A 24,388-nucleotide genomic window follows, 5' to 3' on the forward strand; every position below is an offset into this window, starting at 1 on the left:
ACAGATACTGTCACTATTTAAAGTACACTAGGCCCATGCGTTCGGACCGGTTGATCTCTCTTGTCTTGCGCTTGCAGCACGCGGGTTTTGTTGCGGTGGATGTGCTGGCCAGTGAGTTTGGCGTTTCCCGCCGCACCATACTGCGCGATGTGGAAAGCTTGTCATTGGCCGGAATACCCATATATAGCCAACCCGGGCCGGGTGGGGGTCTGGCCCTGATGGAAGGTTATCGCCTGTCTCTGTCCAACCTGAATGAGGATGAGCTGCGCGCCTTCTATCTGGCGGGCAATTTGAAAAAGCTGGCAGACTTGGGTTTGGATAGCGCCGCAGAGAGCGTGCTGGCCAAGATCGGCGCCAATCTGTCGCCGCCGCAGTTTGCGGTGCTTCAGAAGGTGCAGCAGCGTGTTTTCATTGACTCCACTTGGTGGATCGACGACTCGCCTCCCCCATTTCTCGAGCTGCTCTTGGGGGCGGTGAACGAAGACCGCTGCCTGTCCGTCCTGTATGCGGCCAGCGGCCAAGCGCCGCGCAAGAGGCGCCTGGAAGCCTACGGACTGGTGTCCAAAGGCGGCAACTGGTATTTGGTGGCGCGGCGGGATGGCGAATTTCGTACTTACCGCGTCTCGCGTTTCCAGTCGGTGGCTGTGCTGGATGAGCGCTTTGAACGCCAAGTGGATTTTGACTTGCGCGCCTATTGGCTCAGCAGCGTGCAAGCGCTGATGCACTCGCTCTTGAGCTATCGCTATAGCCTGCGTATCCACAAGCGCAAACAAGACTTTGTGCGCCGTCATGCCACCGGCAGCTACCAAATCACAGAGCCGGATAAGCAGGGCTGGTTTGTAGCCGAATTCTCGGCAGAAGACCAGGAAACGGCCATGATGTTGGTGCTGGGTTTGGGCCCCGATGCGCAGATTCTTGGTCCGCCGGATTTGCTGGAGGCGGTGCAGCAGCGCATTGCCCTTTTGGCGGCGCGGCCAAATTGACATTGACTTTTGCTGGTGGTATAGTGTCCGGCGACAACCGAATAGCAGCCCCGTGGGATTTTGTGTTGCCGTATGGCGGCATGAAATTCTGCACTTATCCAGAGAGGCGAAGGGATCCGGCCCTATGAAGCCTCGGCAACCGCGTGAAGAACGAATGGTGCCAACTCCGGCAGAAGAAACTTCTGGAAGATGAGAGGGTGTACAAGGAATCTTTGTGCCCTTTCATGCTGTGAAAGGGCATTTTTTATACACGGAGGTAATTGCAACAATGAGTAGCACGTTCATGCAGGCAGAGAAACTGCTGTTCACCTCGGAGTCGGTGACCGAAGGCCATCCCGACAAGATCTGCGACCAGGTCAGCGATGCGATACTCGATGCCTGCTTCGCGCAGGACCCGCACTCTCGCGTAGCCTGCGAAACTGCGGTGAAGACCGGTTTCGTGATGCTGCTGGGGGAGATCACCACCAAAGCCAACATCAACTACGATGAGTTGGTGCGCTCGGTGGTCAAAGACATCGGCTACACCAGCAGTGACTACGGCTTTGACGGCGAGAGCTGCGGCGTGCAAGTCGCCATCGCCCAACAGTCCAACGACATTGCCATGGGCGTGGACAAGGCCCTGGAAGCCAAGTCCGGGGAGATGTCCGAGCAGGAGATCGAAGCCGTGGGCGCTGGCGACCAGGGCATGATGTTCGGCTTCGCCTGCAATGAAACCGAAGCGCTGATGCCACTGCCGATCTACCTGGCCCACAACCTGACCCGCCGCCTGAGCGAAGTGCGCAAGAACGGCACGCTGCCCTGGCTGCGCCCGGATGGCAAGAGCCAGGTGACCGTCGAGTATTCGCAGGGCAAGCCCAAGCGCATTGACAGCGTGCTGATCAGTACTCAGCATGCCCCCGAGATCTCCGAAGAGGAGATTCGTAAGGCGATCATCGAGCAGGTCATCAACCCCACGCTGCCTAAGGAGCTGGTGGATGGTGACCTGAAGATCTACGTCAACCCCACCGGCCGCTTCGTCATCGGCGGCCCGATGGGCGATGCCGGCCTGACCGGCCGCAAGATCATCGTGGATACCTACGGCGGCATGGGCCGCCACGGCGGCGGCGCTTTCAGCGGCAAGGACCCCACAAAGGTGGACCGCTCCGCCGCTTACGCCGCCCGCTGGGTGGCCAAGAACGTGGTGGCCGCCGGCCTGGCCGACCGCTGCGAGATCCAGGTGGCCTACGCCATTGGCGTGGCTCGCCCGCTGAGCGTGAACGTGGAGACCTTTGGCACCGGCAAGATCGCCGATGACAAGATCGCCGCCCTGGTCGATGAGCACTTCGACCTGCGCCCCGGCGCCATCATCCGTGATCTGGACCTGCGTCGCCCGATCTACCGCAAGACGGCCGCCTACGGCCACTTTGGCCGGGAGGATGTCGATCTCCCCTGGGAGAGCACCGACCGGGCCAAGGAATTGGCCAAGGCCGCCGGTCTCTAACCCGCCCGCCGGACCAAAAAGCCCCGCCAACTGGCGGGGCTTTTTTATTGCTGATGGGCTGCGAGCTTCTCCCAAAGTTTTTGTTTGGGCTGCAATCCGACGATGCGTTCCACTTCCTGCCCGTCCTTGAACAAAATCGTGGTCGGCACGCTGAGCACGCCATAGCGAGCGGTGATCTCCGTGGCCTGGTCCACATCCAGCTTGGCGAAGGTGAAGTGCCCTTCCCAGTCTTCAGCCAGCTGCTCCAGCAGCGGCTCCAGCACGCGGCAGGGCTGGCACCACTCTGCGCCAAACTCCAGCAGCACAGGCTGGTTGGCCTGGAGTACATCGCTGTCGAACGTGTCGCTGGTAACGGGGTGTAGTTTACTCATGAGCGTATGGTAGCAAGCGTCTGCCGTGGCTGTCAAGTTGGATTGACCGGCTGGGCGGGCGTGATAAAATCTGTCCCTGCGGGCGCGTAGCTCAATGGCAGAGCAGTGGCCTTTTAAGCCAACGGTTGAAGGTTCGAGTCCTTCCGCGCTCACTGAAATTATTTAGAGATTATCTTAGGGGCTTCGATGATTCGTTGACGGGATCAAGTTACACACCCTAATGTGAGCTGTAAGATGAAGTAATAGATACGCCTCCTCAATAGATTTTCTGGTTTCTAACTATGTAAGGGGCTTTTGCATGGAGAGTATCAGTACACGAGCTATTACGTTCTTGGGCATGGGCTTGGCTTTCGCAGTTTTCTTAGGTGCGAGTTGGGCCATAGAGCAATCCTTGGGCTTGAATACACCAATAGAAATGGTGATACTCCTAATCACACTTGTCTGTTTAATTGCCGCATTCCCTGGAGTTATCTTCATTAGGCGAAAGGAAAGTCCCTCTAAATCCCTGACTAAGTATATTCATGGTAGTGCAGCGATCCTAAGCGGGATTGGCTGGATCTTTTTTTGGTTATCTCCAGCCTTAATGGCAATAACCTACTATATCGGGAGGCTGTCTCACTAGGGTTTATACAATTTGAAATATGAAGACAATTCTAACAATAATATCCTCTTTAGTAATCATTCTTGTATTGGTGCTTGCGTACATTAGTATTCCAACTGTAATCGATATCCCATTTCTGATCACTAAAATGCGCGGACAGAGTTACGAGAAATTGTTGATTGAGCAAATTAACTTGTACAACGCTGGCTAAGTTGAGTACATTGACCTTGCTAATATCCCAAGCGTGACTTGGGATACTGTTTACTTTTTCGAAGGTTATATAACGCCAAACGAGATAAACTCAATCTTAAACAAAGAATGGAGAGGTGCAGAACTTACCGGCATACAATACAACGAGCATTTCACCTTACTCGTTTTCTTGAGGGATCAAAACGTGGTTCAGCATTTGATGTTTCGGAATTCGATTGCTTCTTTTTACACTGCTGTTACAGAGGGAGGCTATTACACCGACGCTAGAGAGGAGGGTTTTTCTGCCGGGGAGGCTCAATTTATATTGCTTCCAATGATGAGCGACTATCCTGAAGTTAAGCAAGATCCTAGTAAATAACGAGCGGGCAGGATTGCTCACAGTGCTCGAAGAGCTTTGAGGATTATGATACACGAGTCTTGACTTGCCGGAGCGTGACCGTTGTGTACGACGGCTTGGGTCGCATGCACCCAAGATCAATAGATCTTTTGTCCTTTCTGCCTTAACAAACATCACAGGTGCTGGTTGGCACCCAACGTTTGCGCTACTTGGTGCCATTTCTACGGGTAGTTGTTCCATAGACGTACATAGACATATGGTCGCCTCGGGAGTATCATCTTCGTATAGATCACCGGCCTTTATATAGGAGACTTGGCTGCATGCAAAACGCCCTCGTCCTGACCCGCCCACAACTCGCCGCCAAATTGCAATCCACCCTCATGCGTCCGGATGTGACCCGCCAGCAGGTGGCGGCCCATATTGAAGCCTGCGCCGAGCACAGCTTCCACGCCGCCATGATCCCCATGGCCGACGTGCCCCTGGCCCGCGCCATTCTGCAGGGTACAAAGGTCAAAGTCGCCACGGCGATCTGCTTCGGCACCGGCTACGAGAGCGTGGCTGGCAAAGTGGCGCTTGTCCATGAGTGCCGCACCCTGGGCGCCGACGAGGTCGACTATGGCCCCAATATGTCGCTCTTCCTTTCGGGAGAGCTTGAGGCCTTTCGTGATGAAAGCGCCGCCCTGGTGGAGGCTGCCGGGGACATGACCCTTAAGGCCATGCTTGAATTGCATTTCATCGAAACCGACGACGAGCAAAAACACGCCGCGCGGCTCTTGGAAGAGGCGGGCGTGCCTTGGATCAAGAATTCCAGTGGCGGCGGCCCACGCCCTGGGCAGGCCACACCCGCCGCCATCCAGCTGCTGCGGGCGGCGCTGAAACCTGAAACGCACATCAAAGCCTCAGGCGGCATCAAAAGCCACGCCGGCGCGCTGGAACTCATTCACGCCGGCGCGGAACTGCTGGGCACCAGCGCCGCCCTTGCCATCCTCGAGGGGGTCGAGGCGGGTGATACGAGCTACTAAGCTTCCCGACTTCCCACCTGTTGTCCTGCTCGGCGAAACTTACCAGCCTCATCCGGATAATAAGTCTGCAAGGGGCTATACAGCTTGTGCTGCTGCCACCGCTGCAGCGTCCACAGAACCCGTGAAAAAGGGTTCTGTTCGTGTGATGCCGGACATAGACGATAGAATGTAAGCACTACCACTCCCAGGAGCCATTATTTTCTGAAGAGAGGACACTAAACTCCATGAACCGTCACGATTTAGCTTTGCTACAGCAAATGCGTGGGTACCCGGCAGTCACCATCACTTTAAGCACCCATAGAACCTCCCCTGAGAACAAGCAGGATCCCATCCGCCTGAAGAATCTTCTCAATCAGGCCAGCGAAAGACTATTGTCCGAATTTTCCAAAAAAGAGGTCGCATCCTTATTAGACCGCCTAATTGCATTGGGCGAAGAAGTTGATTTTGTGAATGCCAAAGACGGCCTGGTGCTTTTTGCCAACCAGGATTTCGGACGCCTGGTGTATTTGCCCTTCAAACTTAAAGAACGCGTGGTTATTGACGAAACCTTCTTCACGCGAGATTTGGTCTTTGCTCTCAACCGCACGCCGCGCTATTGGGTTTTGGTGCTAAGTGAAAAGCCGACGCGTTTGTATGAGGGCACCAAGCAAGATTTGCTTGAAATGAAAGAGAAAGGCTTTCCGCTTACGCATACTGGTCCAGGTGGCGAGGCCCCTCTGCCTGGGGGCTTCGGCATAAGCCGGTCCGCCCATCGGGATGAACGTCATCGCCAGTTTTTCCGCCAGATAGATGCGGCTTTAAGCAAATTCATGGCAGATGATCCGCTCCCCTTGGCCGTAGTGGGGGTGGACCGCTTCCTGGCCTTCTTCAATGAAGTCAGTCAGCACAAGAATGCGGTGGTGGCCATACTCACCGGAAATCACGACAATACCGGCCCACATGAATTGGCTAAACTGGTCTGGCCGTTGGTGAAAGAAGGCCTGGCCGCTCAGCGCCAGCAAGTCTTTGAAGATTTGGAAAAAGCTATAGGTGAACGCCGGGTAACTTCGACGATTGGGGAAGTGTGGCGAAAAGCTGCCGACGGCCGCGGACATTTGCTGCTTGTGGAAGAAGATTTTCATTATCCCGCAGTAGTCGATGAAACTGGTCGCCATCTGCAGGCGGCAGATGATCCCATTGCGCCCGGGGTAATTGATGATGCCGTTGATGATGTGATTGAAGAAGTACTGCGTAAACAGGGCAGGTTGTCTTTGTGGATCCTGGCAGTCTGGGTGTTCACCAGCGGATTGCCATGATATTAAGATACTAGCTCGATTTAAGAAAAAAGAATCCCCACTGGGGGATTCTTTTTGATTGCGGTGCTTAGGCTGAATGCACTTCTTCCCAGACCTGCTGCAGCGCCCGGTTGAAGGCCTCGGCCCCTTGTGCGCCGGAGATGGCGTATTTGCCCTCAAAGATGAAGAAGGGCACGCCGTGAATGCCCAGCTGGGCCGCCCGGCTGATGTCGGCTTGCACTTCGGCAGCGTATTGGTCTGAGGCCAGCATGGCGCGGGTTTGCTCTGCGTCCAGGCCGGCTTCGCTGGCCAGCCTGACCAGCGTCTCCACATCCGCCGTGTTCTCGCCGTCCGTGAAATAGGCCTTGAACAGGCGTGGCAGCACAGCCTCCTGCTGGCCCTGGCTGGCGGCGAAGTGCACCAGGCGATGGGCGTCGAAGGTGTTTACTGGCTGGGCTTCTTTGTAATTCATGCTCAAGCCAGAGGCTTCAAAGGCCTTGGCCACTTGTTGGTTCATCGCCTCGGCCTGCTCCACGGGGATGCCGCGCTTGTTGGCCAGCATTTCCACCACGCGCATATCGGTTTGGCGCGGGGCGTTGGGGTCCAGCTGGAAGCTGTGGTGGCTGATCTCCACACGCTCCCGGTGCTCAAACCCGGCCAAGGCTTCATTCAATTGGGTGGTGCCCAGGTAACAGAACGGGCAGCCAATGTCACTCCAAATGTCAATTTTCATGGATTTGCCTTTCTTGAAGTGCTAGACGCTGTGTGGAGCGCACAACTTTCTATAGATTGCTGATCAAGCCGCCAAGCGCCATCAGGCCGAAGCCGCCCAGCAGCCACAGCAGTGGGCGCACCCAGGCTTTGAAGAGCGCGCCTCGGGCCTGCTTGTGGTTTGCCGGCTGTTCAGAGTGGGTCAGCGCCTCTGCAGCCGAGACCACAAAGCGCCAGCCGCCCCAAACAAAGGCCGCGCAGCCTGCCAGTACAAGCGGGATGCCGATCAGGTTGGCCACCAGCGCTGCCCAGCGCTCGGCGCGGGCCAGCGGCAGCAGGGTTTCGTGCAGGATGGACCAGAAGATGCTGCCCAGGAACAGGAAGATGGCGATCAAAACCATCACTTTGCGGGAGGAGAGGCTTTGCATGGGCCAAACTATAACAGTTGCTAATGACCCCATCACACCTGTAACCTATTTACGTTCTCCCCGTACATTATGTAGAACTTGTAAGGATTGGGAGACTCGCATCGTCTAACAGTTTGTGATTTTTAGCACTTCTGCTAGAATCCTGCCAACGCAAAGCGATATCGCGGAGACTATGGAACGAACAAAGATCGGCGCATTAGTACCCTGCTACAACGAAGCCCAGCGCATTTCTGGGGTGCTTAGTATTCTGCTCACAACCCCAGGGATTGACGAGGTCTGGTGTGTGGATGACGGTTCCACGGATGGCACTGCCGAGGTGGTGCGCAATCGCTTCCCGCATGTGCGCCTGGTGAGCCTGCCGCACAACCGCGGCAAGGCGGGTGCGGTTCTGGCCGGCACCGAGCAAATGGTGGACTGTGATTACGTTTTGTTGGTGGATGCAGACCTGCAGGAGCTTAATCCGCAGCAGTTGCAGGCCGGCGTGTCTAAAATGACCGCCCAGAACCGCATTGATATGCTGATCTTCTTCCGCACCGCCGAGGCCTGGTGGGCGATGGCCGTGCGCGCCAACGACTTGTTCAGCGGCGAGCGCATCGTGCGCCGCAGCGATCTGCTGGATGTGCTGCGCAGCGAAGAGGTGGAAGGCTACCAGCTGGAAGTCGCCATAAACAGCTATATGATCGAGAATAAACGCAATGTGGAGCGCAGCCCGCTGTACTGCCGCTCCGTGTTGACCGCCGAGAAGGTGGGTTGGCAGGCGGGCATGGAGAAAGAGTCCAAGATGTTCCGATCCATCTTTGACTATTTGGGGCTGACCGGCCTGGTTCGCCAAATGCTGTGGTTCCCGCCATTGCGCTTCTAACCCCCAAAAATTTCTGATTCATTGGTAAGCTGACCCGCATATGGACAAGAGATTGCTGGGTCTGTACCCCTATGCCTCTTTGCTGGCCCAGCTGCTGGTCGGCCTGCTGCTGGGCCTCGCCTTGCTGCCCAGCCTGGTGTGGTTGCGCTGGGTTTGGCAACGCCTGGCCGGCATCCAGGGTTTGTGGCCGCTACTGGCCCTGTGCCTGGCCGCCGGGTTGGCCTTCATCCTCTTCGGCAACACGCTTCTAATGCTGATCGTGGTGGTGCGCCGGCTATTCCGTCTCGGCAATCAAGAACAGCGCGCCGAGCTGGTGTCATGGGCGGGCCTGCGCGCTGCGCTATTCAATCTGCTGCTTCACACCGCCGGCATGTTCTACCAGCCGCTGTTGAAGAGTGGCTATTTCAATGTGGTCTTCTACCGGGCCATGGGGGCCAAGGTGGGCAAGGGCACCATGATCGCCACTGACCGGCTGTGGGACTGCGACCTGATCGAAATTGGCGATGAGTGCGTGATCGGCGGCAATTCGTCCATCTCCGCGCATTATGTGCTGGGCCGCCGCGCCCGCTTGCGCAAAGTGCGCATTGGCAACCGCGTGACCATCGGCGGCAACACCTCGGTCATGCCCGGGGTGGTGATCGAAGACGATGTGGTCGTGGGCGGCAACAGCTTGGTGCCGATTGGCATGCGCCTGAAGAGCGGCGGGGTTTACCTGGGCGTGCCCGTCAAAAAGATCAATTAGCTAATAGCCCAACAAGTAGCCTGAATAGTAGGCCGTTTCGCGCAGCAGAAACCACAACTGAGTGGGGATTGAAGCATAGCGGCTGGTGGTGGTGGGCGAGGAGTAGGCCTCTATCCCTAGGTCGTCTGCCAGGGCCATGGCGCGCATCATGTGCATCGGGTCTGAGACGATCAGCGCGCTTTGCAGCCCCAGAGCCTGCATCAGGCGTTGTGCTTCGCTCAGGTTCTGCTGGGTATTGGTGGAGTTGGCCTCAATATACAGCGCTTCCAGCGGCAGCCCGGCTTGCAGGGCGTATTCACGAGCGGTTTCCGACTCAGACAGCAGGTCATTGCGCCCGTAGCCGCCGGTGAAGATGATCGCATCCACCACGCCGTCCTGGAACAGGGCGATAGCGTGGTTAATGCGCTCGCGCAGCACGGGCGAAGGGCGGTCACGCCAGGCGGCCGCCCCCAGAACGATGGCGACATCGGCGGGGCGCGTCTCATCTTGCTGGGCAAAGCTGTAGATGCTGCTGGCTGCATACAGGCACCAGGCCAGCACGACAGCCAACCCGATGCGGGTCAGGCGAATGAGGAATTTGGTCAATCGTCGGTCCTTTGCGCTGGGCTGGGCTTTATGGCCCGCCCTTTACATATTGGTCGAAGAAGGCGATGGAACGCAGCATGGCGCTGGTAAAGAAGTGCGAGAGGTTGTGGTCATCTCCCGCGTACTCATACAATTCCGCCACTCCGCCAGCCTGGCGGACCTGCACGGCCAGCTGCGAGGAAAACCCGGCCGGCACGCTGTGGTCTGCGCTGCCGTGGTGCAGCTGCAGCGGCCCAGGCAGCTGGTCTAAATAGCTGTTGGCGGAAATGGAGGCCCACAGTTCAGGGTTGCTTTCGGGCGGGCCAAAGGTCTCCAGCAGGCCGCGGCTGCCGAAGCGCGGCCGCCCGCCGATGTCCACCATGTCGGCATAGGCGGCTACTACGCCGGCCCAGATCACACCGGCTTTGATATCTGCGTCGGCCAGCATCGCCCGCAGGGTGATGTACCCGCCCATCGAGTGCCCCCACATGCCCAGGCGGCCAGGATCTGCCTCGGGGAAAGCTTTTAGCGCCGCCACTGCGTTGAGCACATCGATCACATAGTCCGGCCGCCCATAGGCGCCGCGCGCCTCTCCTTCTGAGTTGGCATGGCCGCGGTAATCGGGCCGAAAGACGATATAGCCGCTGCGCGCAAACCCGTCCACATAAGCTACGTAGCGTTCGGTGGTTTGATACACCTCTGGGGCGATATACCCGTGGTTGAAAATGATCACCGGCCAGCCGGAGGGCGGCTTTTCCCCAAAGGGAACGGTAAGCAACCCGTACTGTTTCAATCCATCGGAGAAATAGGAAGCGATGTAGCGAAAATAGTTTGGTCCGTTGTCCAGGACCTGCTCGATCACCAATTCTGTGGCCGGATACTCGCGGGAGCGCAGGTAGTCAATGCTGAGCGGGTGCAGCTGCGGTGTGGGGGTCAGGCTGGGGGTTGGGCTGGAAGCCTGCGTGGGAGTATGGGTCACACTCGGCACGGCCGTGAGTGCCAATTGGGGTGCAGGCAAGTCCGCCACAGCCGCAGGGGAGAGGCTGCAAGCGGCTAACAGGGCGCACAGCCCGGCCTGGATGAGGGTGCGGCGAATTTTCACCGGCATAGTTTACCCAGCCTGCAGGATTGTGTGCCAAGTTCAGACAATTGCTGTAATATCTTTTTAAGAAAGCGATTTTGTGCATGTGGACCAGAATTTGGCTTGTTGTTTCCGCCTTTGCCCTCAGCGCTTGTGCGCCGGTTCAGCCTGTCGCCCAACCGGCGGCGGCTGCCACGCAGCCCGCAGAGGCCGGCGTAGCGGCCAGCCCCAGCGCCCAGCTCACCAGCCCGCCCGCTGGTGACGGCCAGCCGCGGCTGGCGCTGCGCGTGGAGCTGGCAGAGGGCGATGCTATCCAAGTCATCGACCTGGGCAGCGAGCAGGTTATGGCTGACTTTCCCCTTGGCGGCGCCACAGGCGATTCTGATCTGTTCGCGCTCTCGCCGGATGGCCAGCTGCTGTTCTACGCAGCGCAGTCTGAACCCAGCACACTCTATGATCTCTCCAGTGGGGACAAGCGCGAAATTGACCTGTGGGCTCACCTGCACCCAGACGAGCGCTTGAACGGCCTGGCCTGGTCGCCCAGCCAGAGCTGGGTGAGCGTAGCTACTTACCGCAACCAGGGCGGCAATTCTCTCTGGCTGTACAACCAGGCCTCAGATGAGTTGATCTATGTAGCTGAGATCACTGGTCTGCCGCGCTGGGCTGGAGAGGCAGACCACTTGTGGTTTGAGCGCCAGGCCGGTTCAGCGCTGATTTACGACCCGGCAACGGGTGAGGAAACTGCCTGGCCAGCGCTCTCGGATGCCCAGATAACTGGGCTGCTGACACAAGATGGTCAGGCGCCGGATGGGTTTACCTGCGCTATCTGCAATTATCCTGAACTGGGGCGGGTCAGTGCATACACTTCGTATGCCAACGGGGCTGACCGCTTGTATTACCAGCTCATCGACAACCAGGCCCGATCTGCCGCCCCGCTGGCGGTCTTCCACACCCAGCGAGATGTGCCCTTGGACTACAACCTGGATGTGCAAGGGCTGCTGTTACTGCCAACCCGCGGCGACTATCTGCTCTTTGTGCATGAGCGCTTTGACGGCTTAAGCGACAATCCGCAGGAGCATTTCTTCGCGGCCTGGAGCGCTGACGGCCAGCCGCCGTTTGCGCTTGTCGAGGGAGAGGCAACCAATAAGCTCTCGAACATCATGCCGGCTGCCCTCAGCCCGGATGGAACCCGCTTTGTGGGCTACCGCATTGCTGAGCAGGACTTTATCCCCTGGTTTGTCAGTGTGGTTGTAGTGGATATAGCCAGCCGTGAAGTGCTGTACGAATATTCGCTGCCAGCCCAAACGGCTGGCTTCTTCCCGCCGCTGACCGTCTATGGCGCTGACCTGGTCTGGCCTGCGCCGTGAGCCAAGCTAGCCCTCCGCGCTGACCAGCGCCGGGCACTGCGCCGCCAGCGCGGCGGAGTGCCACAGGTAAAGACGCGTATCGCCCAAGGCATGCTGCACCGGGCAGCCGGTTTTGCCAAGGTCTCGCAGCGCGGCGTTGGCGGCCTGCATATCTTCCTCCGGCAAGCGCGCATCCACCAACACCAGGGTCTCTGCGCCAGCGGCGATTTGCTGCTGGCCGCCCGTCTGCAGCTCGGCAGGCGTGATACCCCGCACTTGATCCTCCGAATAAGACACTTGATAGATGGCCAGGATCTCGGTTAACGAATCGATGTGCAAGGTCTCTGGCTGGTGCACGATTAGGATCGGCGCATCAGGGTGTGACTGCCAGAAATCCCGGCTGGTCCTGAGAAACAAGCCCTCAAAGCCCTGGTAGCCGGTCATGCGCTGCTGGGCCAGCGGATGTGCCTGGTAGAAATTTAGGCCGAGGATTAGCAGGGCCAACAGGCCGGCGGCTGGTGGCAGCCAGCTTGAACGAAGTGTGAGCTGGCTGAGACGCAGTTTGAGCCAAGCCAGCGCCAGGCAAGCCAACACCGCAAGGAAGGGCAGCAGCAGGAACATGCGCGTGCTGGGGGGAAACTGGCGGTCGTGGCTCATGCCGGCCAGGAAGAACACCAGGCCGAAGGCGGCCAACCAGAACAGCAGGAACCGGCTGCGCCAAAAGGTCGCCAGAAGCAGGGCGAGGCCCAGGAACGAGAGCATTGCAGTCAGCGGGTCCAGATACCCCCCGGCCACAAAGTGGCGTTCTTCGATGGCGAACAGCGGCGAAAGCAGGGAATAGACAAAATTGCTGTTGAAGTGGCTTAGCGTGTGCGCAGAGTCTTCCACCAAGGTGGGCGTGTAAGCCAGTGTCCCGGCCACCTTCGAGTCCCAGTAGTCGGGCTGCATCAGAAGCGGCAGCAACAACAGGATCAAGGCGCCCAGGCTCAGCGCCCAGCGTTGCACCGCGCCACTATTAAAGGGCGGATCGTAAAGCAGCAAAAGCAGGTAGGGCAGCGGCGCCACGTACAACGCCGCCGGATAGACGTAAAAGCAAAACGCCTGGGCCAGGCCCAGCGCCAGGTGAGCCCCCGGGCTGCGGGTGCGCAGCGCCCAGGCGGCGGCCGCCAACACCAGGGCGAAGGCCAGCAGGGCTTGCAGATTGTTGTAGCCCACCTTGCCAAAAGCGGCCAAATAATGCGAAGTGGCCAATAGGAACGTGGCGGCCAGTGCGTAGCGCTTTTGGAGGACGGTTTGGAAAAAGTAGTGGAAGAAAAACAATGAAACTGCCGCATAGAACAAGCTGCTCATGCGCCAGGCAAAGTTGCTGTCTCCAAAGACTTTAAAAAACACGGCTTGCAGCAGGGTGGAGAGAAAAGGGTGAGCCGAATAGACGTAGTTGCCTTTAAAGAAGTTCTCAATCACCAGCCTGAACGGCGCGTCATATACTATGAAACGCGCCTCGCGGTAAAAGGCGAATTCATCGCCCACCGCCACCAGCCACCAGGCATTGATATCCCAGCTGAAGAACACCACAGCCCCAGCGACCAGCCAGAACACGAGCGGTACCTGGGCGCGGTAGCGCCACAGGTTGAGCGCGGCCAGCAGCATCAGCCCGGCTGTTAGCCAAACCGGCAGCCAGGATGAATACAGGGAAGCCAGTAAAGCCAACAGGCCCAGCAGAGCCAAGCCCATGGCGCCCCAAGGCCCTGCCTGCTGCCGCCAGGCGGTCTGCACCTGCTTCCACGGCAGCAGCAGGCCCAGCAGGCCGCACAGGATGCCCAGCGCCGCCAGCCCCCAATCCAGCCCCAGAAGCTGCTCCGCCGCCAGAGCGCGCACCGTCAGCAGGGCCGTCGCCAGCACGGCCACGCCGATCAGCCCAGTGGCCCAGCGGCGCTGCCTGGGTGAAACAGGGCGATAGGTTCGGGGTGGTTGGTGGAGGGGAACCAGGAATTCCTGGGCTAAGGTAGTGGATTGCGCGGCCAGCACGGCCAGCAGCAGCAAACCCACCAGGCAGGCGATCACAAGGCCGATGTAGGCGGGCAGCCCCAAGCTTTCCACGCCAGCCAGAAGCCCGCCGCCGACTTCCCGCAGCCATTGCAGCTCCTGCCGCCGGCCCGCCCAGCGGTCCGCCATTAGCAGCGCGGCGGGCAGCCCGATCAGCGCCAGGGCGGCGCCCAGTTCCAGCCGGTTAAGCCAGCTGGCTGCCCGGCTTACGCTTGGGGAACCTGGTGTCGCCAAGATTGCACGGTCCTGTCTTTTCCCCCGCAGGATGCGCTACCTTAGCCCGGTTTCCACGCGAGAGATGACCAGGCGCTGGATCTCGCTGGTGCCCTCGTAGATCTCGGTGATCTTGGCGTCCCGGAAATAGCGTTCCACCGGCAGCTCTTTGCTGTAGCCCATGCCGCCGTGGATCTGCACAGCGTGGTGGGCGCAGAACATGGCCGTCTCGGAGGCGAACAGCTTGGCCATCGAAGCTTCCAGCGTATAGCGCCCTCCGCTGTCTTTGCTGGCCTGCTTGGCCCAGGCGGCGCTGTGGATCAGGCCGCGGGCGGCTTCAATACGCGTCTTCATATCGGCGATTTTGAAAGAGGTGCCCTGGAATTCGCCGATCTTCTGGCCAAAAGCCTCGCGCTCGCGCACGAATTGCACGCTGGCCTCGTACGCTGCTTCGGCAATGCCCAGGGCCTGGGTGGCGATGCCGATGCGGCCGGCGTCCAGCACGGTCATGGCGATCTTAAAGCCTTCGCCTTCTTCGCCCAACCGTTGGCTGGCCGGCACGCGGTAGTCCTCGAACAGGATCTCGCTGGTGGCCGAAGCGCGGATGCCCAGCTTGGGCTCTTTCTTGCCGCGTGTGAACCCGGGTTTGTCAGCCTCCACCAGGAAGGCGCTGATGCCTTTGGCGCCTTTGCTCGGGTCGGTGATGGTGAAGAGCAATATGTAGTCGGCCACCGGGCCGCTGGTCACCCAGGACTTGCGGCCGGTGATGAGATAGTCATCGCCGTCGCGCAGCGCCCGGCTGCGCATGGTGGCCGCGTCAGAGCCGGACATGGGTTCAGTGAGCGAATAAGCGCCGATCTTTTCGCCGGCGGCCACCGGGCGCATGAATTGCTGCTTTTGCTCTTCAGTGCCAAATTTATAGATGGCGTAGCAATACAGCGAATTGTTGACCGACATGATCGTGCCGTGCGAGGCATCCGCCTTGGAGATCTCTTCCAGCGCCAGCACATAGGCCATGGTGTCCATCCCGGCCCCGCCGTACTGCTCAGGGATCTCAATGCCCATGAAACCCATCTGGCCCATTTTGCGGATGGTCTCCAGCGGAAATTCGCCGCTTTCGTCAAACTCCGCAGCGATCGGGGCGATCTCGTTCTGGGCGAACTCGCGGGCTGCCTGGCGAATCATTTCATGTTCTTCGGTGAGCTGTCCTGCAGGGGCTTTTGTAGCCATGCACTGGCCTCCAAATGGCGGATGGAATTGTGATTTTTGGATTATAGCAGAGGGCAAAACTCGCGATGGTATACTGCCCCAATGGCCGAGGAAATTACCCCCGAACTCTTTAATCACCTGGTTGAACTGGCTGCTTTGGAGCTGACGCCCCAAGAGGGCGAGTACCTGCGTGGCGAGTTGAACAACCAGCTCAAATCCATTGACGAATTGGCAGCCATCCAAATCCCCGAAGGCACGCCGCTGGCCGCCCATGGCGTGCCTTTCCCGCCTGAGCTGCGCCCAGCCGCCCGCCCGGATGAAGCCCAGCCCTCCGGCCTGAACGCTGAGATCGTGGCCGGCGCCCCGGAAACCGCCGAGGGCTACCTGCATGTGCCCGGCATCCCCCACCAGGAGCTGGACTAGGCATGACCCATCTGGCTGATCTGTCCGCCCACGAACTGGCCCGGCGCATCCGCGCCGGGGAAGTCACCGCCGTGCAAGCGCTGGAGGCGGCTTTGGAGCGCATCCAGGCCGTAGATGGTGCGCCCGGCCGCCTGGGCGGCGACCGCAACGAAGGCAGCGACAAGGTGCATGCCTTTGTGACCCTGACCGAGGCGCGCGCCCGCGCCCAAGCCGAAGCGGTGGATGCCCAACTGGCCCGCGGCGAAGACCCCGGCCCGCTGGGCGGCGTGCCTTATACGGCTAAAGATATTTTTACGGTCAAAGATGTGATTTCGACCGCCGCCTCGCGTATCTTGTCCAATTTCAAGCCTCCCTACACGGCCACGGTGGTGGAGCGTATGGAAGCCGCCGGGGCGGTTATGCTCGGCAAGGTCAACCTGGACGAGTTCACCTACGGCTCCTCCAATGAGTCTTCGGCCTACCAGCCTTCCACGCGCAACCCCTGGGATCCCAGCCGCGTGCCCGGCGGCTCCTCCGGCGGCAGCGCCGCGGCGGTGGCGGCGGGTGAGGGCGCCATCTCGCTGGGCACCGATACCGGTGGCTCCATCCGCCAGCCGGCTTCGTTCTGCGGCGTGGTCGGCCTCAAGCCGACCTACGGGCGCGTTTCGCGCTATGGGCTGATCGCTTTCGGTTCCTCGCTGGATTGTCCTGGCCCGGTGACGCGCAACGTGCGTGATGCGGCGCTGACGATGAACGCTATCGCCGGCCCGGACCGCCGTGACAGCACCGCCGCCACGGCGCCCGTGCCCGATTACACCGCCGGGCTGGACGGCGGCGTCCAAGGCTTGCGCATTGGCCTCTCGCCGGATTACGATAAGCTGACCTTCTTTAACCACGACAGCGGCAAGATGGAAAGCCGCCAAATGCCGGAAGAGATCTCCAAGGCCGTGCTGGACGCGGCTGAAGCACTGGCCAAGCAAGGCGCCGAGATCGTGGAAGGCGTGCCCATGGCGCACACACGCTACGGCATTCCCTGCTATACGGTCATCTCGCGCGTCGAAGCCGCCTCCAACCTGCACCGCTACGACGGCGTCAAGTTCGGCTACCGCAGCGCCGCCAAGGCCAAAGACCTGCGTGAGTTGTATCGCCGTTCACGCAGTGAAGGCTTTGGCCAAGAGCCCAAGCTGCGCATTCTGATGGGTATGTACGTCAGCGCCGCCCAATACAGCGAGCAGTACTACCGACGGGCGCTGCAGGTGCGCTCGCTGATCCGCGACGATTTTGATGCGGCCTTTGATGCCAAAGGCGCCTACAAGTTGGACGCGCTGCTGACTGCCACCACGCCCACCACCGCATTCGGAATGGCCTCCATGTATGGCGATTCGGTGCTGATGCAGTTCGCCGACCAGCTGACCGTCACCGCCAACCATGCCGGCGTGCCGGCCCTCTCGCTGCCCGGCGGATTGAGCGCCGAGCGCCTGCCGATTGGCATCCAGCTCATCGGACCGGATTTCAGCGAAGCGGCCTTGCTGCGCATCGCGCAGTCTTACGAAACCGCCACGGCCGACGCGGCTTGGCGCGTCGAACGCCCGGCGGTGCTGGCCGGCGCGTAGGGTCATTGCGAGCGCTGGACGCATGGAATGCGGCCAAGCGCAGCAATCCCCAGCGCAGGCTTGAAAGCCACCGAATTTTTGTTCTATAATTGTGGCGATGTCTGAACGCATCGTCGTGGACAAAGCCCAGGCCCGGCGCTTTCTGCTGGGCCACCAACACCTGCTGCCGCCGCGCAAGCTCAGCGGCAAGCAAGGTGTCCTTGACTTCATCCGTAAGCTCAACTGCATCCAGTACGACCCCATCAACGTAGTCGGCCAGAACCCGCACCTGGTGCTGCAGTCGCGCGTGCGCAGCTACAAGCCCGCTATGCTGAATGCCCTGCTCTACGCAGACCGGGCGCTGGTGGACGGTTTTGACAAGCAAATGGCGATTTACCCGGCCGAAGATTGGCCGGATTTTGCCTATCACCGCAGCCATATGGCCAAAACCTACATGGAGGCCTCCAGTACCGCTCCGGCGGTCAAGCTGGTTGAGGCGATCCGCCAGGCCATAGAGCAGCGCGGCCCGCTGTCTTCGCTGGAATTTGAAGACAAAACCAAGATGGATTGGTGGTTGACTGGCTCTGCCCGCGCGGCCCGGATCGCCATGGACATCTTGTTTTACAGCGGAGCCACGCTGGTTCACCATCGCGTCGGCACCCGGCGCTATTTTGATCTTAGTCACCGACTGTTGCCTGCGGCCCATAGCCAATTGCGCCAACATGCTTCACATGAAGACTACCTGGAATGGCACGTCTTACGCCGGGCGGGTGGCATTGGCCTGTTGCACGATAAGACCACCGCGGAATATGGCGGGCTTGTGGGTTGGGCGGCTGGCAAGGTCAAGGCGGCCGTGACGCGTCTGTTGCACAAGGGGCACTTGTTGCCAGTTGAGGTCCAAGGTGTCTCACGCCGGGTGTTCTATATTCGCCCAGCAGACCTGCCGGCGCTGGAGGCGGCGGCCAAGCCGCCCAAGGGGAAGCCAGGCGCCGCCCTGATCGCCCCGCTGGACAACTTAATGTGGAACCGCGATCTGGTCAGGTCCCTTTTCGATTTTGATTACACCTGGGAAGTGTACGTCCCTGAGCCCAAACGCAAGTATGGCTATTATGTGTTGCCGGTTTTGTATGGGGATCGGTTGGTGGCGCGCATGGATCCCGAGTTTGAGCGCAGCAGCAAAGCTTTCGGCATCAAGAACTGGTGGTGGCAGGAGGGCGTGGACCAGAAAGATGAGGCGATGCTCTCCGCCATTGCGGAGTGCCTGGCGGCCTTTGGCAAGTATCTGGGCGCCAACCAGATTCGCTTGGGAGATAATGCCCGGGTGGACGCGGGACTGAAACGGGCGATTGCCGCAGCCAACAAGGGCTAGCCGTAATGACGCGAGCGCTGGATGCAATTCTTGCAGAGCTAAAGCAACATGGCAGCCAAACCGACCGGGCCGGCATGGCGCGCTTCGGCATCGCTACCGAGCGTGCCTTCGGCGTCAAGCATCCGCTGCTGAAGCAAATCGCCCGCCGCCACCGCAAAGACCATCCGCTGGCCTTGGAACTCTGGGACAGCGGCTATCACGAAGCCCGCCTACTCGCCACGCTGGTCGCCGACCCGGCGCAGGTCAGCGAAGTGCAGCTGGAAGCCTGGTTGGCCGATATCAATTCCTGGGACCTCTGCGATGGCTTCACCGGCAACCTGGTCGACAAAACGCCTTTCGCCTACGCCAAGGCAGTCGAATGGGCGCGGCGCGCCGCGGAATTTGAACGCCGCGCCGGTTTCGCCTTGATGGCTTGGCTGGCGGTGCACGACAAACAGGCGCCCAATGAAAAGTTTGCGCCGTTCTTCGATCTCATCCAGCAGCAAGCTGCGGATGAGCGTAATTACGTCAAGAAAGCCGTGAACTGGGCGCTGCGCCAGTTGGGCAAGCGCAACCGCGCCCTGAATGCGCAGGCCATTGCGGTTGCCCAGCGCATTGCACAGCAAGGCAGTAAATCGGCGCGTTGGATCGCCGCCGATGCCTTGCGCGAGCTGCAGAGCGAGGCGGTGGCCGCACGCCTGGCGGCAAAGGAGCTATAGCAATGGCACAGGATTGGCGAAAAGTGCTGCTCAGCAAGCCGGGGGCCGAGGCCAGCTACCCCTTCGGTCCCGGCGCGTTGGTCTTCAAGGTGGGCGGGCGCATGTTCGCCCTGCTGGGCGAAGGGGAGCAGATCGAGAACCTAAACCTCAAGTGCGATCCCCAGGATGCGCTGGCCCTGCGGGCGGCCCACAAAGCCATCACGCCCGGCTACCACATGAACAAGCAGCATTGGAACACGCTGCTGCTGGACGGCAGCTTGGCGGATGATCTGGTGTTGGAGTTGATCGACCACTCTTACGACCTGGTCACGGCCAAACTTCCCAAGGCCAAGCGCAAAGAGCTCGGTCTCGAGCTTTAGCTAGACTGCCGCCGGTGGCAGATAGATCGTGAATTCCGTTTCCGGCTGGACCAGCAAGCTGTAAGGCTGCTGTTGCTCCTCAATATCAACAATGCCCATGCGTTCAAGCACATCAAAGCGCGCCGCCAGCAGCCGCGCCGGTTGCATGTGCAGCCGGTCGTGCCAGATCGAGTAACTGCCCAGCCGTCCGTCCCGGCGGTAATAGTAGCCAGTCAGCGGATGGGTCAGGGTTACCAGCGCGCTCTCCTCGTCGGGAAATCCGGGGTGGTTTTGCGTCAAGCCAGGCTCCTGGCGCAGTTCCAGGCGGGCCTCGGCCCAGCGTGAGTGCGTCTTGAGCTGGTACTGCGTATACTGCCCATCTTGCAAAGTGCAGTCGAACTGCATGCGGCCGTAGTGCCAGGGTAGTTTCCACAAATAGCGCGGCACCACCACCGTCGGCGAATCCAACAGGCTGCCGATGAACCATACGCAAGGCTCACCGGTTTGGCGGTCAGTCACATAGAAGCGGTAGTTGGTTTGGTTGAAACGAAATTGCGGTGAGGGGTAGGCGGCCAGACGAAAGTCCAGTTCACAGAACGGCACGATCGAAAGCAGGGCGCGCGGCTGGCCGCCGGCTTGGATGGTCAGCAGTTCAAAGCGCTCGTCCACCCAGGGCCGCAGGCGCGCCGGGTCCACTGCGTAAGTGCAGATGGCGAAGTGGCGCAACGTGCTGACCACGTCGATCCCGCTGGGCCGCGGGCGCGGCCGCTCGTAGTCGGCGAAGCGCAGCACTTGCGGAGCGGCCATCTCAGCTAAGCGGGTTCAGGCTGCCGTCTGGCCCCAACTGCTGTACGCGTTGTTCGGCCTGCGCCAACAGTTGGGCGCAGTGGGCGGCCAGCTGCTGGCCGCGGGCGTACAGGTTGACTGAGGCGTCCAGGTTGCCCAGCTCGCCTTCCAGCTGGCGCACCACGGCCTCCAACTCTTGCAGGGCTTGTTCGTAGCTCAGGGTCTCGATTGGCGTTTCGCTCATCGCTTCCTTTAGGGTTTCGGGTTCACTGTCAGGCCCAGGCGGCCGTCGCGCAGGCGCGCCTCCAACGCTTCCCCGGGCTGCGCCTGGCTGGCGCTGGACAGCACCGCGCCGTCCGGCCGGGCCAGAATGGCATAGCCGCGCTGCAAGACCGCTTCAGGGTTCAACGCCGTCAGGTGGGTTTCAGCGGTATTCAGGCTGGCGCGTACTTGCTGCAGGCGGCCGCCCAGCGCCCGGCTGGCCCGCAGGGCCAGCTCGTCCAGGCGTTGCTGCTGGCGCGCAATTTGTGCTGCCGGTGAATAGCGCCCCAATTGCTGGCGCACGGCTTCCAGCTGGGCGACCAGATCCGCCTGGCTGGGTGTGGCCAGTTCGGCGGCGGCTGTTGGGGTCGGCGCACGCAGATCAGCGGCAAAATCGGCCAGGGTGAAGTCGGTCTCATGACCCACGCCGCTGACCACCGGCGCGGCCGAAGCGGTCACGGCGCGCACCAGACGTTCGCTGTTGAAGGCGGCCAGGTCTTGCGGTGAGCCGCCGCCGCGCGCCAGCAAGATCACATCCGGCTGGGCGAATTGGTTGAGCGCTGCCAGGGCGCGCAATATCTCCGTCGCGGCTTCTTCGCCCTGCACAGCCGCGGGAGCCAGCACGACCTCGGCCATGGGAAAGCGGCGCGCCAAAGTTTGCAGCACGTCGTGCAGGGCAGCCCCGCTGGGCGAAGTAACGATGCCGATGCGCTGCGGCCAGGCCGGCAGGGCGCGCTTGCGCGCCGGGTCAAACAGGCCTTCGGCTTCCAGCTTGGCCTTGAGCTGCATAAAACGTTGGTAGAGCGCGCCTTCGCCGTCGGTGCGGATCTCATCCACATACAGTTGGTAGCGGCCGCCGGCTTCGTACACGCTCAGGCCGCCGTGCACTTCCAGCTGATCACCGTCCTTGGGGACCTGTGCTTGCAACTCGGCGGTGCTGCGCCACATCACGCACGGCAACTGGGCATTGTGGTCCTTGAGGGTGAAATACCAGTGACCGGACTTGGGTCGTGAAAAATTGGAGATCTCGCCGCGGATCCACACATCTTGCAGCATGCCTTCCGATTCAACCAGGGCGCGCAGCAGCCGGGAAATATCGGTCACTGTCAGGGTGGGGCGCGGCCCTCTGAACATGGACAACTGTTCCATGATCTGAGGATACTACAGATCGTACAGGGGCGGTCTGCTACAATGGGTGTGGAGCCCCATGAAGCGTCTCTTTTCTCCTTGGCGCAAGCCGTACATCGAACGCGAAAAGACCCAAGAGCAAGCTTGCGTCTTTTGCTTGGCCCTGCAGCAGACGGACGGGCCGGATAATCTGATCGTGCACCGCGGTCAGCACGCCTTTGTGATGCTCAATCGCTTTCCCTATACCAGCGGCCATCTGATGACCCTGCCCAACACGCATCTGGCTGATTTGGAAGAGCTTACCCCGGCGGCCCGGGCCGAACTGTTTGAGCTGGCCAACACGGCGATTGGCGTGCTGCGCGGCGTGTATGCCCCCGGCGGATTTAACCTGGGCGCCAACCTGGGCGCGGCGGCCGGTGCCGGCATTGCCGAGCACCTGCACCTGCATGTGCTGCCGCGCTGGAACGGCGACACCAACTTCATTTCCACTCTGGGCCAGACCCGGGTACTGCCTGAAGAGCTGGAAGATACCTGGCGGCGGGTCAGCGCCGCCTGGCCGCAGACATAGCCACGCTTTATAATTCAGGAGTTCTTCCCGAACACTCTCTTTCCTCAAAGGAAGGTCCATGTCCAATTCCAACTCGCAGAACCAACCGATCATCCTTAGCGCGGTGCGCACGCCGATCGGAAAATTTCTCAGCAGCCTCAGCAGCCTCAGTGCCCCGCAGCTCGGCGCGGTGGCGGTGCGCGCGGCGGTGCAGCGCGCCGGCCTGACCGGCGAGGCGCCCTTTGACGAGATCATCATGGGCAATGTCGTCTCCGCCGGGCTGGGCCAAGCCCCGGCCCGCCAGGCCGGTATTTTTGGCGGCGTGCAGGCCGCCAGCGGCGCCACCACCATCAACAAAGTGTGTGGCTCCGGGCTCAAGGCAGCTATGCTGGCCAGCCAGGCGATCAAGGCCGGCGACGGGGAGCTGTTCATTGCCGGCGGCATGGAGAGCATGAGCAAGGCGCCCTTCCTGGTGGACGGCCGCGGCGGCGGGCTGCGCTACGGCAACGCCCAACTGACCGATGCGCTGCAATACGATGGTCTGTGGGATCCTTTTGAGAACTGGATTATGGGTGAGGCGGCCGAGTTCATTGCTGAAGAATATGAAGTCACGCGCCAGGCCATGGACGAATACGCCCTTAAGAGCCATGAAAAAGCGATCGCTGCCATCGACGGCGGCAAGTTCAAGCACGAAATTGCTCCCGTGGAAATTACGGACAAGAAGGGCAAAGTTACCCTGGTCGATACTGACGAGAGCCCGCGGCGCGATACTTCGCTGGAGGTGCTGGCCAAGCTGCCGCCGGCTTTCAAGGCCGACGGCCGCGTGACCGCCGGCAATGCGCCCGGCCTCAACGACGGCGCATCGGCCGCCGTGCTGGCCAGCCGCGCCAAGGCCGAACAACTCGGCCTCAAGCCGCTGGCCCGCGTGGTGGGCTATGCCCAGGCGGCCGTGGATCCCAAGTATATTTTCATTGCTCCCGCCCGCGCTATCCCGGTGCTGTTGGATAAGGTCGGCTGGACGCTGAAAGACGTGGATCTGATCGAGCTCAACGAAGCTTACGCCGCCCAGGTGCTGGCCGACGGCTATGCCCTGGCCGATCAGGGCTGGGATTGGGACAAGGTCAACGTGAACGGCGGCGCCATCGCTCTGGGCCACCCGCTGGGGGCCAGCGGCACCCGCGTGCTGGCTACGCTGATCTACGCACTGAAAGACCGCGGCCTGAAGCGCGGCATCGCTTCGCTGTGTCTGGGCGGGGCCGAAGCGGTGGCCATGGCCATCGAGATCGAGGACTGAGATGGACGCGAATGAGCGCAACCAATTGATCGAAGCCTATCGCACGGCTTTTGATGAGTTTGAGCAAGCCCTGGCAAGTATCCCGCAGGAAGCTTGGCAGTTTCGGCCAGCGCCGGGCGAGTGGAGCGTGCACGAGGTGATCATCCACCTGGCCGACAGTGAGACCAACAGCTACCTGCGGGCGCGCCGTTTGGCCGTGGATCCGGAACTGCCGCTGATGGCCTACGACCAGGACGCCTGGGCCGCCAAGCTGGACTATCACAGCCAGGACACCGACACTGCGCTAGCACTTACGCGTTTGGCGCGCGCAGCGACCTATGATTTCATCAAAGATCTACCCGATGAGGTCTGGGCGCATGTGGGCGTTCACCCTGAATACAAAGATCCCTATACCTTTGAGCGCTGGCTGAGCATTTATGCCAACCACCCGCGCCAGCACACAGAGCAGATCTTGAACAATTACGCCGCCTGGCAGGCGGGGCAGGAGTAGCGC

At 60.4% G+C, this 24,388-nt stretch carries 26 protein-coding genes, 1 tRNA gene and 1 riboswitch; of the genes, 17 read left to right on the forward strand and 10 right to left on the reverse strand.

Features of this window, described 5'->3' with window-relative positions; all coding sequences use genetic code 11:
* The first annotated feature begins 35 nt into the window (after positions 1-35).
* Both KF885_06110 and metK read left to right on the forward strand, forming a co-directional pair.
* Positions 36-983, forward strand: a complete 948-nt coding sequence (locus KF885_06110; protein MBX3048727.1) for a YafY family transcriptional regulator — start codon at positions 36-38, stop codon at positions 981-983.
* Between the two features lie 91 nt (positions 984-1,074).
* A riboswitch (SAM riboswitch) is annotated at positions 1,075-1,179 on the forward strand.
* Positions 1,180-1,266: 87 nt separating this feature from the next.
* Entirely contained in the window at positions 1,267-2,463 is a 1,197-nt protein-coding gene (gene metK, locus KF885_06115; GenBank protein ID MBX3048728.1) for a methionine adenosyltransferase, read from the forward strand.
* A gap of 44 nt (positions 2,464-2,507) precedes the next feature.
* Here metK and trxA read toward each other — a convergent pair whose 3' ends face one another.
* Entirely contained in the window at positions 2,508-2,834 is a 327-nt protein-coding gene (gene trxA, locus KF885_06120; GenBank protein MBX3048729.1) for a thioredoxin, read from the reverse strand.
* 80 nt (positions 2,835-2,914) lie between these two features.
* On the opposite strand from trxA, the gene KF885_06125 reads away from it, so the two are divergent.
* The 4 genes from KF885_06125 (at position 2,915) to KF885_06140 (ending at position 6,299) form a co-directional block, all read left to right on the forward strand.
* Positions 2,915-2,986 (forward strand) — tRNA-Lys (locus KF885_06125).
* A gap of 693 nt (positions 2,987-3,679) precedes the next feature.
* Positions 3,680-4,003, forward strand: coding sequence for a hypothetical protein (locus KF885_06130; protein ID MBX3048730.1), 324 nt, complete (start codon positions 3,680-3,682; stop codon positions 4,001-4,003).
* Between the two features lie 299 nt (positions 4,004-4,302).
* Positions 4,303-5,004: a deoxyribose-phosphate aldolase gene (gene deoC / locus KF885_06135; protein ID MBX3048731.1), complete on the forward strand. Its 702-nt coding sequence runs from the start codon at positions 4,303-4,305 to the stop codon at positions 5,002-5,004.
* Positions 5,005-5,228: 224 nt separating this feature from the next.
* Positions 5,229-6,299 (forward strand): hypothetical protein, encoded by a 1,071-nt coding sequence (locus KF885_06140; GenBank protein ID MBX3048732.1) that lies wholly within the window; start codon positions 5,229-5,231, stop codon positions 6,297-6,299.
* A 67-nt stretch (positions 6,300-6,366) separates the two neighbouring features.
* On the opposite strand, the gene KF885_06145 is transcribed toward KF885_06140, so the two are convergent.
* Positions 6,367-7,011 carry a DsbA family oxidoreductase gene (locus tag KF885_06145; protein MBX3048733.1) on the reverse strand — a complete coding sequence of 215 codons (645 nt, stop codon included), beginning with the start codon at positions 7,009-7,011 and terminating at the stop codon, positions 6,367-6,369.
* 49 nt (positions 7,012-7,060) lie between these two features.
* Positions 7,061-7,417 carry a hypothetical protein gene (locus KF885_06150; GenBank protein ID MBX3048734.1) on the reverse strand — a complete coding sequence of 119 codons (357 nt, stop codon included), beginning with the start codon at positions 7,415-7,417 and terminating at the stop codon, positions 7,061-7,063.
* 172 nt (positions 7,418-7,589) lie between these two features.
* Between KF885_06150 and KF885_06155 the strand changes: the two genes are divergently transcribed.
* Entirely contained in the window at positions 7,590-8,279 is a 690-nt protein-coding gene (locus KF885_06155) for a glycosyltransferase family 2 protein (GenBank protein ID MBX3048735.1), read from the forward strand.
* Between the two features lie 40 nt (positions 8,280-8,319).
* The gene (locus KF885_06160) at positions 8,320-9,021 is read left to right on the forward strand and encodes a hypothetical protein (protein MBX3048736.1); all 702 of its coding nucleotides are present in this window, start codon (positions 8,320-8,322) and stop codon (positions 9,019-9,021) included.
* Here the strand turns inward: KF885_06160 and KF885_06165 are convergent, their stop codons facing one another.
* A complete protein-coding gene (locus tag KF885_06165; protein MBX3048737.1) occupies positions 9,022-9,606 on the reverse strand; it encodes a YdcF family protein in 585 nt (194 codons plus the stop codon).
* Between the two features lie 28 nt (positions 9,607-9,634).
* Complete coding sequence (locus KF885_06170) at positions 9,635-10,687, reverse strand: alpha/beta fold hydrolase (GenBank protein ID MBX3048738.1); 1,053 nt, start codon at positions 10,685-10,687, stop codon at positions 9,635-9,637.
* Between the two features lie 83 nt (positions 10,688-10,770).
* On the opposite strand from KF885_06170, the gene KF885_06175 reads away from it, so the two are divergent.
* Positions 10,771-12,033, forward strand: coding sequence for a hypothetical protein (locus KF885_06175; protein MBX3048739.1), 1,263 nt, complete (start codon positions 10,771-10,773; stop codon positions 12,031-12,033).
* 6 nt (positions 12,034-12,039) lie between these two features.
* Here the strand turns inward: KF885_06175 and KF885_06180 are convergent, their stop codons facing one another.
* Together KF885_06180 and KF885_06185 are read right to left on the reverse strand one after the other, a co-directional pair.
* Positions 12,040-14,292 carry a glycosyltransferase family 39 protein gene (locus KF885_06180; GenBank protein MBX3048740.1) on the reverse strand — a complete coding sequence of 751 codons (2,253 nt, stop codon included), beginning with the start codon at positions 14,290-14,292 and terminating at the stop codon, positions 12,040-12,042.
* A 36-nt stretch (positions 14,293-14,328) separates the two neighbouring features.
* Positions 14,329-15,501, reverse strand: a complete 1,173-nt coding sequence (locus KF885_06185; GenBank protein MBX3048741.1) for an acyl-CoA dehydrogenase — start codon at positions 15,499-15,501, stop codon at positions 14,329-14,331.
* A gap of 81 nt (positions 15,502-15,582) precedes the next feature.
* On the opposite strand from KF885_06185, the gene KF885_06190 reads away from it, so the two are divergent.
* The 5 genes from KF885_06190 to KF885_06210 all read left to right on the forward strand — a co-directional run bounded on the left by KF885_06190 (position 15,583) and on the right by KF885_06210 (position 19,900).
* A complete protein-coding gene (locus KF885_06190; GenBank protein MBX3048742.1) occupies positions 15,583-15,903 on the forward strand; it encodes a hypothetical protein in 321 nt (106 codons plus the stop codon).
* A gap of 2 nt (positions 15,904-15,905) precedes the next feature.
* The gene (gatA, locus tag KF885_06195) at positions 15,906-17,495 is read left to right on the forward strand and encodes an Asp-tRNA(Asn)/Glu-tRNA(Gln) amidotransferase subunit GatA (GenBank protein ID MBX3048743.1); all 1,590 of its coding nucleotides are present in this window, start codon (positions 15,906-15,908) and stop codon (positions 17,493-17,495) included.
* 97 nt (positions 17,496-17,592) lie between these two features.
* The gene (locus KF885_06200) at positions 17,593-18,843 is read left to right on the forward strand and encodes a YcaQ family DNA glycosylase (GenBank protein ID MBX3048744.1); all 1,251 of its coding nucleotides are present in this window, start codon (positions 17,593-17,595) and stop codon (positions 18,841-18,843) included.
* A 5-nt stretch (positions 18,844-18,848) separates the two neighbouring features.
* Positions 18,849-19,541, forward strand: a complete 693-nt coding sequence (locus KF885_06205; protein ID MBX3048745.1) for a DNA alkylation repair protein — start codon at positions 18,849-18,851, stop codon at positions 19,539-19,541.
* 2 nt (positions 19,542-19,543) lie between these two features.
* Positions 19,544-19,900 (forward strand): MmcQ/YjbR family DNA-binding protein, encoded by a 357-nt coding sequence (locus tag KF885_06210; GenBank protein ID MBX3048746.1) that lies wholly within the window; start codon positions 19,544-19,546, stop codon positions 19,898-19,900.
* On the opposite strand, the gene KF885_06215 is transcribed toward KF885_06210, so the two are convergent.
* The 3 genes from KF885_06215 to xseA are packed head-to-tail and all read right to left on the reverse strand — an operon-like array spanning position 19,901 to position 22,075.
* Positions 19,901-20,686 carry a DUF2071 domain-containing protein gene (locus KF885_06215; GenBank protein MBX3048747.1) on the reverse strand — a complete coding sequence of 262 codons (786 nt, stop codon included), beginning with the start codon at positions 20,684-20,686 and terminating at the stop codon, positions 19,901-19,903.
* A 1-nt stretch (position 20,687) separates the two neighbouring features.
* Entirely contained in the window at positions 20,688-20,909 is a 222-nt protein-coding gene (locus tag KF885_06220; GenBank protein ID MBX3048748.1) for an exodeoxyribonuclease VII small subunit, read from the reverse strand.
* Positions 20,910-20,917: 8 nt separating this feature from the next.
* On the reverse strand, positions 20,918-22,075 hold the full coding sequence (gene xseA, locus KF885_06225) for an exodeoxyribonuclease VII large subunit (protein MBX3048749.1): 1,158 nt from the start codon (positions 22,073-22,075) through the stop codon (positions 20,918-20,920).
* Positions 22,076-22,133: 58 nt separating this feature from the next.
* Between xseA and KF885_06230 the strand changes: the two genes are divergently transcribed.
* Genes KF885_06230 through KF885_06240 form a run of 3 tightly spaced genes read left to right on the forward strand, consistent with a single transcriptional unit; the run spans position 22,134 to position 24,385 of the window.
* Positions 22,134-22,622, forward strand: a complete 489-nt coding sequence (locus tag KF885_06230; GenBank protein MBX3048750.1) for an HIT domain-containing protein — start codon at positions 22,134-22,136, stop codon at positions 22,620-22,622.
* A gap of 58 nt (positions 22,623-22,680) precedes the next feature.
* Positions 22,681-23,895, forward strand: a complete 1,215-nt coding sequence (locus tag KF885_06235) for an acetyl-CoA C-acyltransferase (GenBank protein MBX3048751.1) — start codon at positions 22,681-22,683, stop codon at positions 23,893-23,895.
* A 1-nt stretch (position 23,896) separates the two neighbouring features.
* Positions 23,897-24,385, forward strand: a complete 489-nt coding sequence (locus KF885_06240) for a DinB family protein (protein ID MBX3048752.1) — start codon at positions 23,897-23,899, stop codon at positions 24,383-24,385.
* Positions 24,386-24,388 lie beyond the last annotated feature (3 nt).

The organism is Anaerolineales bacterium, assembly GCA_019637805.1.
Taxonomy (GTDB): Bacteria; Chloroflexota; Anaerolineae; order Anaerolineales; family UBA11579; genus JAMCZK01.

What these genes read in the sequence shown, in the direction of transcription:
- deoC (MBX3048731.1), top strand. Translation starts at nt 4,303, where the DNA reads ATGCAAAACGCCCTCGTCCTGACCCGCCCACAACTCGCCGCCAAATTG.
- KF885_06160 (MBX3048736.1), top strand. Translation starts at nt 8,320, where the DNA reads ATGGACAAGAGATTGCTGGGTCTGTACCCCTATGCCTCTTTGCTGGCC.
- KF885_06220 (MBX3048748.1), bottom strand. Translation starts at nt 20,909, where the DNA reads ATGAGCGAAACGCCAATCGAGACCCTGAGCTACGAACAAGCCCTGCAA.
- KF885_06175 (MBX3048739.1), top strand. Translation starts at nt 10,771, where the DNA reads ATGTGGACCAGAATTTGGCTTGTTGTTTCCGCCTTTGCCCTCAGCGCT.
- KF885_06110 (MBX3048727.1), top strand. Translation starts at nt 36, where the DNA reads ATGCGTTCGGACCGGTTGATCTCTCTTGTCTTGCGCTTGCAGCACGCG.
- KF885_06210 (MBX3048746.1), top strand. Translation starts at nt 19,544, where the DNA reads ATGGCACAGGATTGGCGAAAAGTGCTGCTCAGCAAGCCGGGGGCCGAG.
- gatA (MBX3048743.1), top strand. Translation starts at nt 15,906, where the DNA reads ATGACCCATCTGGCTGATCTGTCCGCCCACGAACTGGCCCGGCGCATC.
- KF885_06240 (MBX3048752.1), top strand. Translation starts at nt 23,897, where the DNA reads ATGGACGCGAATGAGCGCAACCAATTGATCGAAGCCTATCGCACGGCT.
- KF885_06235 (MBX3048751.1), top strand. Translation starts at nt 22,681, where the DNA reads ATGTCCAATTCCAACTCGCAGAACCAACCGATCATCCTTAGCGCGGTG.
- metK (MBX3048728.1), top strand. Translation starts at nt 1,267, where the DNA reads ATGCAGGCAGAGAAACTGCTGTTCACCTCGGAGTCGGTGACCGAAGGC.
- KF885_06215 (MBX3048747.1), bottom strand. Translation starts at nt 20,686, where the DNA reads ATGGCCGCTCCGCAAGTGCTGCGCTTCGCCGACTACGAGCGGCCGCGC.
- trxA (MBX3048729.1), bottom strand. Translation starts at nt 2,834, where the DNA reads ATGAGTAAACTACACCCCGTTACCAGCGACACGTTCGACAGCGATGTA.
- KF885_06140 (MBX3048732.1), top strand. Translation starts at nt 5,229, where the DNA reads ATGAACCGTCACGATTTAGCTTTGCTACAGCAAATGCGTGGGTACCCG.
- KF885_06150 (MBX3048734.1), bottom strand. Translation starts at nt 7,417, where the DNA reads ATGCAAAGCCTCTCCTCCCGCAAAGTGATGGTTTTGATCGCCATCTTC.
- KF885_06145 (MBX3048733.1), bottom strand. Translation starts at nt 7,011, where the DNA reads ATGAAAATTGACATTTGGAGTGACATTGGCTGCCCGTTCTGTTACCTG.
- KF885_06205 (MBX3048745.1), top strand. Translation starts at nt 18,849, where the DNA reads ATGACGCGAGCGCTGGATGCAATTCTTGCAGAGCTAAAGCAACATGGC.
- KF885_06200 (MBX3048744.1), top strand. Translation starts at nt 17,593, where the DNA reads ATGTCTGAACGCATCGTCGTGGACAAAGCCCAGGCCCGGCGCTTTCTG.
- KF885_06230 (MBX3048750.1), top strand. Translation starts at nt 22,134, where the DNA reads ATGAAGCGTCTCTTTTCTCCTTGGCGCAAGCCGTACATCGAACGCGAA.
- KF885_06155 (MBX3048735.1), top strand. Translation starts at nt 7,590, where the DNA reads ATGGAACGAACAAAGATCGGCGCATTAGTACCCTGCTACAACGAAGCC.
- KF885_06185 (MBX3048741.1), bottom strand. Translation starts at nt 15,501, where the DNA reads ATGGCTACAAAAGCCCCTGCAGGACAGCTCACCGAAGAACATGAAATG.
- xseA (MBX3048749.1), bottom strand. Translation starts at nt 22,075, where the DNA reads ATGGAACAGTTGTCCATGTTCAGAGGGCCGCGCCCCACCCTGACAGTG.
- KF885_06190 (MBX3048742.1), top strand. Translation starts at nt 15,583, where the DNA reads ATGGCCGAGGAAATTACCCCCGAACTCTTTAATCACCTGGTTGAACTG.